Origin of the sequence: Phenylobacterium sp. (genome assembly GCF_036723115.1) — a bacterium.
In the GTDB taxonomy this organism is placed as follows: domain Bacteria; phylum Pseudomonadota; class Alphaproteobacteria; order Caulobacterales; family Caulobacteraceae; genus Phenylobacterium.
This window is the reverse complement of sequence record NZ_DAIMHV010000136.1, coordinates 1-7,311: the sequence shown is the minus strand read 5'-3', so window position 1 is coordinate 7,311 and position 7,311 is coordinate 1. Positions and strand designations below refer to the sequence as shown.

6 protein-coding genes are annotated in these 7,311 nt (G+C 72.0%); all 6 read right to left on the bottom strand.

Features of this window, described 5'->3' with window-relative positions; genetic code table 11:
- A partial coding sequence (locus V7D28_RS12430) for a PHP domain-containing protein (RefSeq protein WP_333587697.1) occupies positions 1-1,913 on the bottom strand: 1,913 nt, incomplete at its 3' end.
- A 13-nt stretch (positions 1,914-1,926) separates the two neighbouring features.
- Positions 1,927-3,528, bottom strand: a complete 1,602-nt coding sequence (locus V7D28_RS12425; protein ID WP_333587698.1) for a Y-family DNA polymerase — start codon at positions 3,526-3,528, stop codon at positions 1,927-1,929.
- The gene (locus tag V7D28_RS12420; protein WP_333587696.1) at positions 3,410-4,264 is read right to left on the bottom strand and encodes a protein imuA; all 855 of its coding nucleotides are present in this window, start codon (positions 4,262-4,264) and stop codon (positions 3,410-3,412) included. Before V7D28_RS12420 ends, V7D28_RS12425 begins: the two co-directional genes overlap by 119 nt.
- 182 nt (positions 4,265-4,446) lie before the next feature.
- Positions 4,447-5,955, bottom strand: coding sequence for a chromosomal replication initiator protein DnaA (dnaA, locus tag V7D28_RS12415; RefSeq protein WP_333587695.1), 1,509 nt, complete (start codon positions 5,953-5,955; stop codon positions 4,447-4,449).
- A 419-nt stretch (positions 5,956-6,374) separates the two neighbouring features.
- Entirely contained in the window at positions 6,375-6,644 is a 270-nt protein-coding gene (rpsT, locus tag V7D28_RS12410) for a 30S ribosomal protein S20 (RefSeq protein WP_333587694.1), read from the bottom strand.
- Between the two features lie 120 nt (positions 6,645-6,764).
- Positions 6,765-7,311, bottom strand: a 547-nt coding sequence (locus tag V7D28_RS12405; RefSeq protein WP_333587693.1) for a DUF459 domain-containing protein, incomplete at its 5' end; no start/stop codon positions are given.

Below are 7,311 nucleotides of genomic sequence, written 5' to 3'. Positions count from 1 at the left end.
GGATGGGGGGCGGGGAAACAGACCGGCTCCTTGCCCTCCCGGCGGCGGAGATAGGGGTGGACCATGTCCCCCTGGATGGGGCCGGGCCGGACGATGGCCACCTCGATGACCAGGTCATAGAACCGCCGGGGCTTCATCCGGGGCAGCATGGACATCTGGGCCCGGCTCTCCACCTGGAAGACGCCCACGGAGTCGGCCCGGCCGAGCATGTCATAGACCGCCGGATCCTCCTGGGGGATGTCGGACAGGTCGTGCAGGGCCTGGCCGTGGTCGGCCCGCAGCATGGAAAGGCTCTTGCGCAGGGCGCTCAGCATGCCGAGCGCCAGGACGTCCACCTTCATCAGGCCAAGCGCGTCGATGTCGTCCTTGTCCCACTCGATGAAGGTGCGGTCCTTCATGGCCCCGTTGCCGATGGGCACGGTCTCGTCCAGGCGCTTCTTGGTCAGGACGAAGCCGCCCACATGCTGGGAGAGGTGGCGGGGAAAGCCGATCAGCGCCGTGGCGAGCGTGGTGGCCCGGCGGATCTCGGGATTGTCGGGATCAAGGCCGGTCTGGCGGACATGGTCGTCGGGGGTCCCGGTCCCGTAGCTGCCCCAGACCGTGCCGGCCAGGGCGGCGGTGACGTCCTCGGTCAAGCCCAGCGCCTTGCCCACCTGGCGGATGGCCATGCGCGGGCGATAGTGGATGACGGTGGCGCAGATGGCGGCCCGATCGCGGCCATAGCGGCCATAGACGTACTGCATCACCTCCTCGCGCCGCTCGTGCTCGAAATCCACATCGATGTCGGGGGGCTCGTCCCGCTCCTCGGAGATGAAGCGGGAAAACAGCAGGTCCTGGTCAGGCTTGGTGGGGTCCACCGCCGTGATCCCCAGGCAGAAGCAGACGCAGGAATTGGCCGCCGAGCCGCGGCCCTGGCAGAGGATGCCCTGGGCGCGGGCCCAGGCGACGATGTCGTGCACGGTCAGGAAGTAGTTGGCGTAGTTCAGCTTCTCGATAAGGGCGAGTTCGGTTTCCAGCAGGTCGCGGACCTTCTGGGGGATTCCCCGCCGATAGCGCATAGAGGCGCCGCGCCAGGTGATGTCGCGCAGATGGGCGATGGGGGTCTTGCCCGGGGGCACGGGCTCGTCGGGATATTCGTAGCGCAGCTCGCCCAGGTCGAAACCGATCAGGCCGGCCACCTCCAGGGACCGCGCCACCGCCTCGGGAAAGCGGGCGAAAAGGCGGGCCATTTCGGCGGGGGACTTCAGGTGCCGTTCGGCGTTGGCCGCCAGCCGCCAGCCCGCCTGGTCGATGGTGGTCTTTTCCGCAATGCAGGTCAGCACGTCCTGCAGGGGCCGCCGCTCGGGCGCGTGATAGAGGACGTCGTTCACCGCCACCATGGGGGCGCCGCAGGCCTGGGCCAGACCTGAAAGGTCCGACAGCCGGGGCAGGTCGCGGGCGCCGTAGCCCCGGGCCGCCGCCAGCCAGACCTGGCCTGGGAAGTCTCCGCAGAGCCGCGACAGGTCGCGCCTGAAGGCCTCGTCCAGGCGGGCGGGAGGAACGGCCAGGATGACCTGTCCCGCCGCATGGTCGGCGAAATCGCTGTAGGAAAGCTCGCAGCCTCCCTTTTTCGCCCGCCGTTGGCCAAGGGTCAGCAGGCGGGTGAGGCGGCCATAGGCGTCCCGGTCGCGGGGATAGCAGACCAGGCCAGGCGTCCCGTCGGCGAAGTCCAGCCGCACGCCGGTCAGCATGCGCAGCTTCAGGTCCTTGGCCGCGCTCCAGGCCCGCACCACCCCGGCCAGGCTGTTGCGGTCGCAGACGCCCAGGGCCGAGAGGCCCAGGGCCTCGGCCGTGGCCGCCAGCTCCCAGGGGTGGGAGGCGCCGCGCAGGAAGGAGAAGTTGGTGGCGGCCATGAGTTCGGCATAGGCGGTCATGGGCGGGTCGGGCTCATCCGAAAAGGCCGTGCAGCCACCAGCGGGCCGGCTGGCCCGCCGCATAGAGGCCGGCGCGGAAGATCCAGAAGCGCCCGCCCTCCTGATCCTCCACCCGGTAATAGTCGCGGATGTGGGCGCTTGAGACCGCCTCGACGGGGACCCTCCACCATTCGGCGCCGATGCGCTCAGGTCCCTCGGCCAGACGCACCCGGTGCAGGCGGCCGCGCCAGCGGAACTGGACGGGGGGATCATCGGGGATGGGGGCGGTGGCCTCGATGGGTTCAGGCCGTCGGAACAGGCGCAGGGGCCGGGGGCGTTCGGGGTCCCATCCGGCCCCTGGCGCCGGCGCGAGCGGCGGCCCGCGGACCAGGGCGAGCTCGGGCACATGGCTCTCCACCGGCCGGCTGGTCCAGACCCGGTCCGGCCCCAGCCGGTTGGCCAGGCGGTCCACCAGGGGGGCGAGGTCGGCCTCGCCCGGCGGCTGTCCGTCGGGGGCCAGGCCCGTCTGGCGGGGGGCCAGGGGCTCCACCTCCCGGGCGGCCAGGGTGACGGACTCCACCCCGAAGCCGGGATCGAGATGCTCCAGCTTGGGGGCGAAGAGGCGGGCGATGCGCCCCGCCTCGCGGCCGGCCGCGGCCAGGCCCACCTGGGCGGCCAGGGGACGGCCGTCCAGCCGGTGATAGGCGATCTCGAAACGCCGGGCCCCCTGGCCCGCGGCGCTCAACCGGGCGCAAAGGCGCTCGAGGATGTCGGCGCAGGCCCGCCCCATGTCCTCGGGCGCGCTGATGGGCTCCACAAAGGCCAGGCGGTCCATCCAGGGGGTGGGCGGCCGGCGGAAGGCCAGGGCCTCGGGGGCGGCCCCCAGGGCCTGGTCCAGGCGCTGCAGGGTCTCTGCGCCGAACCGCCGGGCCAGCTCCCCGCGCGGCAGGCGGGCCAGTTGGCCGATCTGCGCCACCCCCAGGCGCTCCAACTGGGCGGCGGCCCCGGGCGCCAGGCGCAGGGCCAGGGGCGGCAGGCGGCGCAGGGCCTGGGCCTGGGCTCCTGGCGGGCAGATCAGCGCCTCGCCCCCGCCGCCGGCGTCTCCCGCTCCTGCCCCGTGCCGCGCCCCATACCGTACCAGGGCCCAGGCCGCGCCCGGGGTGTCGGCCACCGCGCAGCGCACCTCCAGTCCGTTGGCGGCCAGGCGGCTGCGGAAATCGGCCGCCAGCTCGGCCTCGCCCCCCCACAGGTGGGCGAGGCCGGTGATGTCCAGGAAAAGACCGTCGGGGGGATCTGCGGCCACGGCCGGGGAAAAGCGCACGCACCAGTCGCTGAGCGCCCGCAGGGCCAGGGCGTCGGCCTGGGGTTCGGCCTCCGCCAGTTCAAGGTCGGGGACACGGGCCAGGGCGTCGGCGGCCTTCTGGCCGGGAAACAGGCCCAGCGCCGCGGCCCTGGACTCCACCGCGCTCAGCCGCCGGGTTCCGCGCGCCGTCTCCACCAGGGCGAAGGGCGCGGGCTCAGCCTCCAGCCTGTCGGCGTCCGTCGGCGACGGGCGAGGATCGTCCAGGCCCGGCCTGGCGGGGTGGCGTCGGCGCCAGTTGTCGATCGCCCAGTTCGGCGACCAGGCGCAGAGGATGCGCGTCATCCTGGGTCTCCGTTTGCGAATAGGCGCAGGGGCTTTCGAACAGCCAGGCGCCGGCCCGTCCGCCCCGGCAGCGCTCCAGGGCGGCGCGCCACCGGGGCGGACCCAGGCCCAGCCGCCCGGCGGCGGGCTGGCTGGGGGCCGGGCCTATGGTCCAGCGGGTGGCCGCCGCCGAGCCTGTGGTCGCCCGCGCCCTTCCGCCGAAGGGCCGCCGGCGGATGAGGAAGCCGGTGGCCCCGCCCTGTTCACAGGCCAGCTGCAGCCGCCGCCCGGCGGTGAGGTCGACCGCCTCGGCCTCCACGAAGACCGCCCCCACCCCGCGGGTGGAAAGCGCGTCCTCGGCCGCGGCCAGGGCCTCGGCCTCGTCCGGCGCCCAGACCTCGATCAGGCCTCCGGGGAGGCCCAGGCCCAGGCCAGGGCCCGCCAGTCCCGCCAGGCCCGGCGCGTGCAGATCGTCGCGCCGGGCGATCCACACGCCGCGTCCCCGCCGCAGCAGAGGCAGGGCCAGCATCAGGGCGAAGGCCGCCGGCGCCGCGGCGGTCTCCCCCTCCAGGCCTTCGCCGCCTAGTTCGTGCCAGCGGCCCAGGGGCAGGCCCCGCCCGCCCGGAAAGCACCGGTCCACGCGGGGATCGCCCAGCGGAAGGGACTCAGAGTCCGACCGGCCGCCCGCCTCGATGGCGGCGATCTTCGCGCGCACGGCGGCGAGACGCCCGCTGCGAAAACCGGTCATGTCCGAAATCCTCCGTTCTCTTTTTGTTCTAGTTTGGAGTCCGAGAGAGTCAAGCAACCCAGGATGGGTTCCCAAGGAGGTCTTGAGAGGAGCGTGAAAACCCGGGGGCCGGAAAGCGAAAGGCCCGCCGGGGGTGGCGGGCCTTCAGGCTTGCCGGTCGGGCCGGCGAGGGGGCGTGAGCCTCAGCCGCGCAGCTTGCGCAGCAGCACGTCCAGGTCGCGGGCCAGGGCCGGATCCTCGGCGCGCAGGGCCTCGATGCGCCGCACGGCGTGCAGCACGGTGGTGTGGTCGCGACCGCCGAACCGCCGGCCGATATCGGGCAGGGAGCGGGTGGTGATCTGCTTGGCGATCCACATGGCCGCCTGACGGGGACGGGCCACGGCCCGGGCCCGGCGCTCCGACAGCAGGTCGGCCTGCTTCAGGCCGTAATGCTCGGCCACGGCCTTCTGGATCTGGTCCACCGTCACCCGGCGCTCCGGGGCGGCCAGGTGCGGCCGCAGAATGGTCTGGGCCTCGTCCAGGGACAGCTCGGCCACCTGGGCGCCCACCCGGGCCACCAGGGTGTTCAGGGCGCCCTCCAACTCGCGGACGCTGTCGGTGAAGCGGTCGGCCAGGAACTGCAGCACATCGGCCCGGGCGGCCGGGGTGAAGCCCCCCTGGCGGGCCAGAACCGTCAGCTTGCGCTCCAGAATGCCCAGGCGCAGGTCTCGGTCGGCGGGCTCGATGCCGCAGACCAGGCCCGCCTGCAGGTGCGAGCGCAGGCGCGGCTCCAGGTCCGACAGCTCGTGCGGCGGCCGGTCGGCGGTCATCACCACCCGGCGGCCGTCCTGAACGAGCGCGATGAGGGTGTGGAACAGCTCCTCCTGGGTGGAGGCCTTTCCGGCCACGAAATGCACATCGTCGATGAGCAGCAGATCGGCGTCGCGCAGCTCTTCCTTGAAGGCGGCGGTCTGACGGTCCTGCACCGCCTTGACGAAGGTCTGGGTGAAGCGCTCGGCGGTCAGATAGACCACCTTCTTGTGGGGCGCCGTGCGCAGGGCTTCCCAGCCCAGCGCGTTCAGCAGGTGGGTCTTTCCGAAGCCGTAGGGGCCATGGAAGACCACGGGGTTGAAATGGCCGTCGGCCCAGGCGCCCACCCGCTTGGCCACCGCGAAGGCGAACTCATTGGCCGGACCCGGCACGAAATTGTCGAAGGTGAAGCGGTCCTGCAGCCCGCCGGCGCGGGCGCGGGGGGCCGGCGCCTCGTCCACACGGCCGAGGGCGGCCGACGTCGAGGCGAGGCCAGAGTCCCGGCCAGACTCGAGGATCGGGGCGGGGGCCGGTTCGGCCGGAGACGCGCCCGCATTGGCGGCCTTGGGCGCCGCCAGGCTCACCTCGGCGACCACGGCCTCGGCCGCGGCGGCTTCGAATTCCATCTTGGAGCGCAGCTCCAGGGCCCGGCCGTCGGGATCGTTCTGAGCCCAGAGCTCGCCGATCCGCCGCCAGGCGTGACGGCGGATCCAGTCCCGGGCCACGCCGGTGGCGGCCACCAGGCACACCTCCCGATCGGAGCGCTCGCTCAGCGCCGCATGCCCCAGCCAGGACCCGAAGGTGGCGTCGCCCAGCTCACGTCTCAGGGTCTGACTGGTCTTCGCCCAGACCGCGGCCGCGGGCGTTATGCCCACCTGTTGTGCCAGACTTCCGGAAGCCATTTCCGCAGCTACCCCCAAACATCGCCATCCTGGACCGCAACCCCACGCCGCGATCCACTTTCTTCAACAAACACAGGTTCTTATGCGGCGAGCGCATAGACTCCCGCCGCCGATTTTTCATCCGAACTCGAATGGAAATACGTGTGTGTTGAAGCTCCAGAGACTAGTCCCGGACCGGGGGGGGTCAACGGTGATTCTTCGCGCCGTCTGCGGATATTTTCGTTGACTCCCCAGCCAGCCCTCGCGCCGCAAGGGAATTCCAAAAAACGGCCCCGGACGCCCTGAGAACAATGGTCGCAGGCGCCCTTCGCCGGGGTCCGGACATGACAAAGCCCGCCGACCGGCGAGGCCTGCGGGCTTTCTCAGAAGTTCAGAAAACTCAAACGCTTAGGTCGCCCACAGGCGCCCCGGCTTAAGTTTTAGGCAGCCGCCAGCTTCTTCAGCTGAGCCGCCAGGCGCGACACTTTGCGCGAGGCGGTGTTGCGGTGGATCACGCCCTTGGTGACGGCGCGCATCACTTCGGACTGGGCTTCCACGAAAGCGGTTTTCGCCGCGGTCGCGTCGCCGGCCGCAATGGCCTCTTCGAAGCGGCGCAGATAGGTGCGCACCCGCGAGCGGCGGGCTTTGTTGACTTCGGTGCGACGGGCGATCTTGCGGATCGCCTTCTTGGCGCCGGGCGTATTGGCCATTCTGAAGCTCTCAATAGGGTTCGCGCCCGAGCCACTGGCCCCGGCGGTCAAAATCGGAGGCGCGGATATACGGGATGCGCAGGCCCCGGTCAATGGCGGCCGGGTCGCGCCGACGCAGGCTCAGTCCAGGCCCGTGAACCGGCGCCAGGCGGGATGGACGATGATCAGGTCCGCCATCTGCTGATACCCGCCCGCGCCGGGGTGGGCGCCATCGCCGGCGCGGGCCTCGGCGAGCCATGTCCCGCTCGCCGCCAGGGGCCGCAGCACATCAAGATAAGGGACCTTCAAGCGGGCGCAGAGGGTCTTGAACGCCTCGTTGAGGGCTTCCAGCCGCGCCGCCAGGGCGGGCTCCTCGGCGGGCGGCGGCCCGACCATCAGCACCGGCGCGAGCCGCGCCCCGTGCGTCATGAGGAGGTGGGCGGTCTTCAGGCTCTCGGCTGGCGAAAGGCGGGAGCCGCCGCCCCTGACGGCGTTGGCGTCGTTGCGTCCGAAAGAGAAGATGATCCGGCAAGGCTCGACCTCGGTCAGCCGCGCCTGCGCCTCCAATGACCATCGGCGGGCGATGTCGGCCCCAGTGTCGCCCCGGACCCCGAGATTATAGGCCGTCACCTCGGGGCGGCCGGCGAGCGCGCGGCCGAGCCAGCCCTGGTGATCGGGGTCGCCGGCG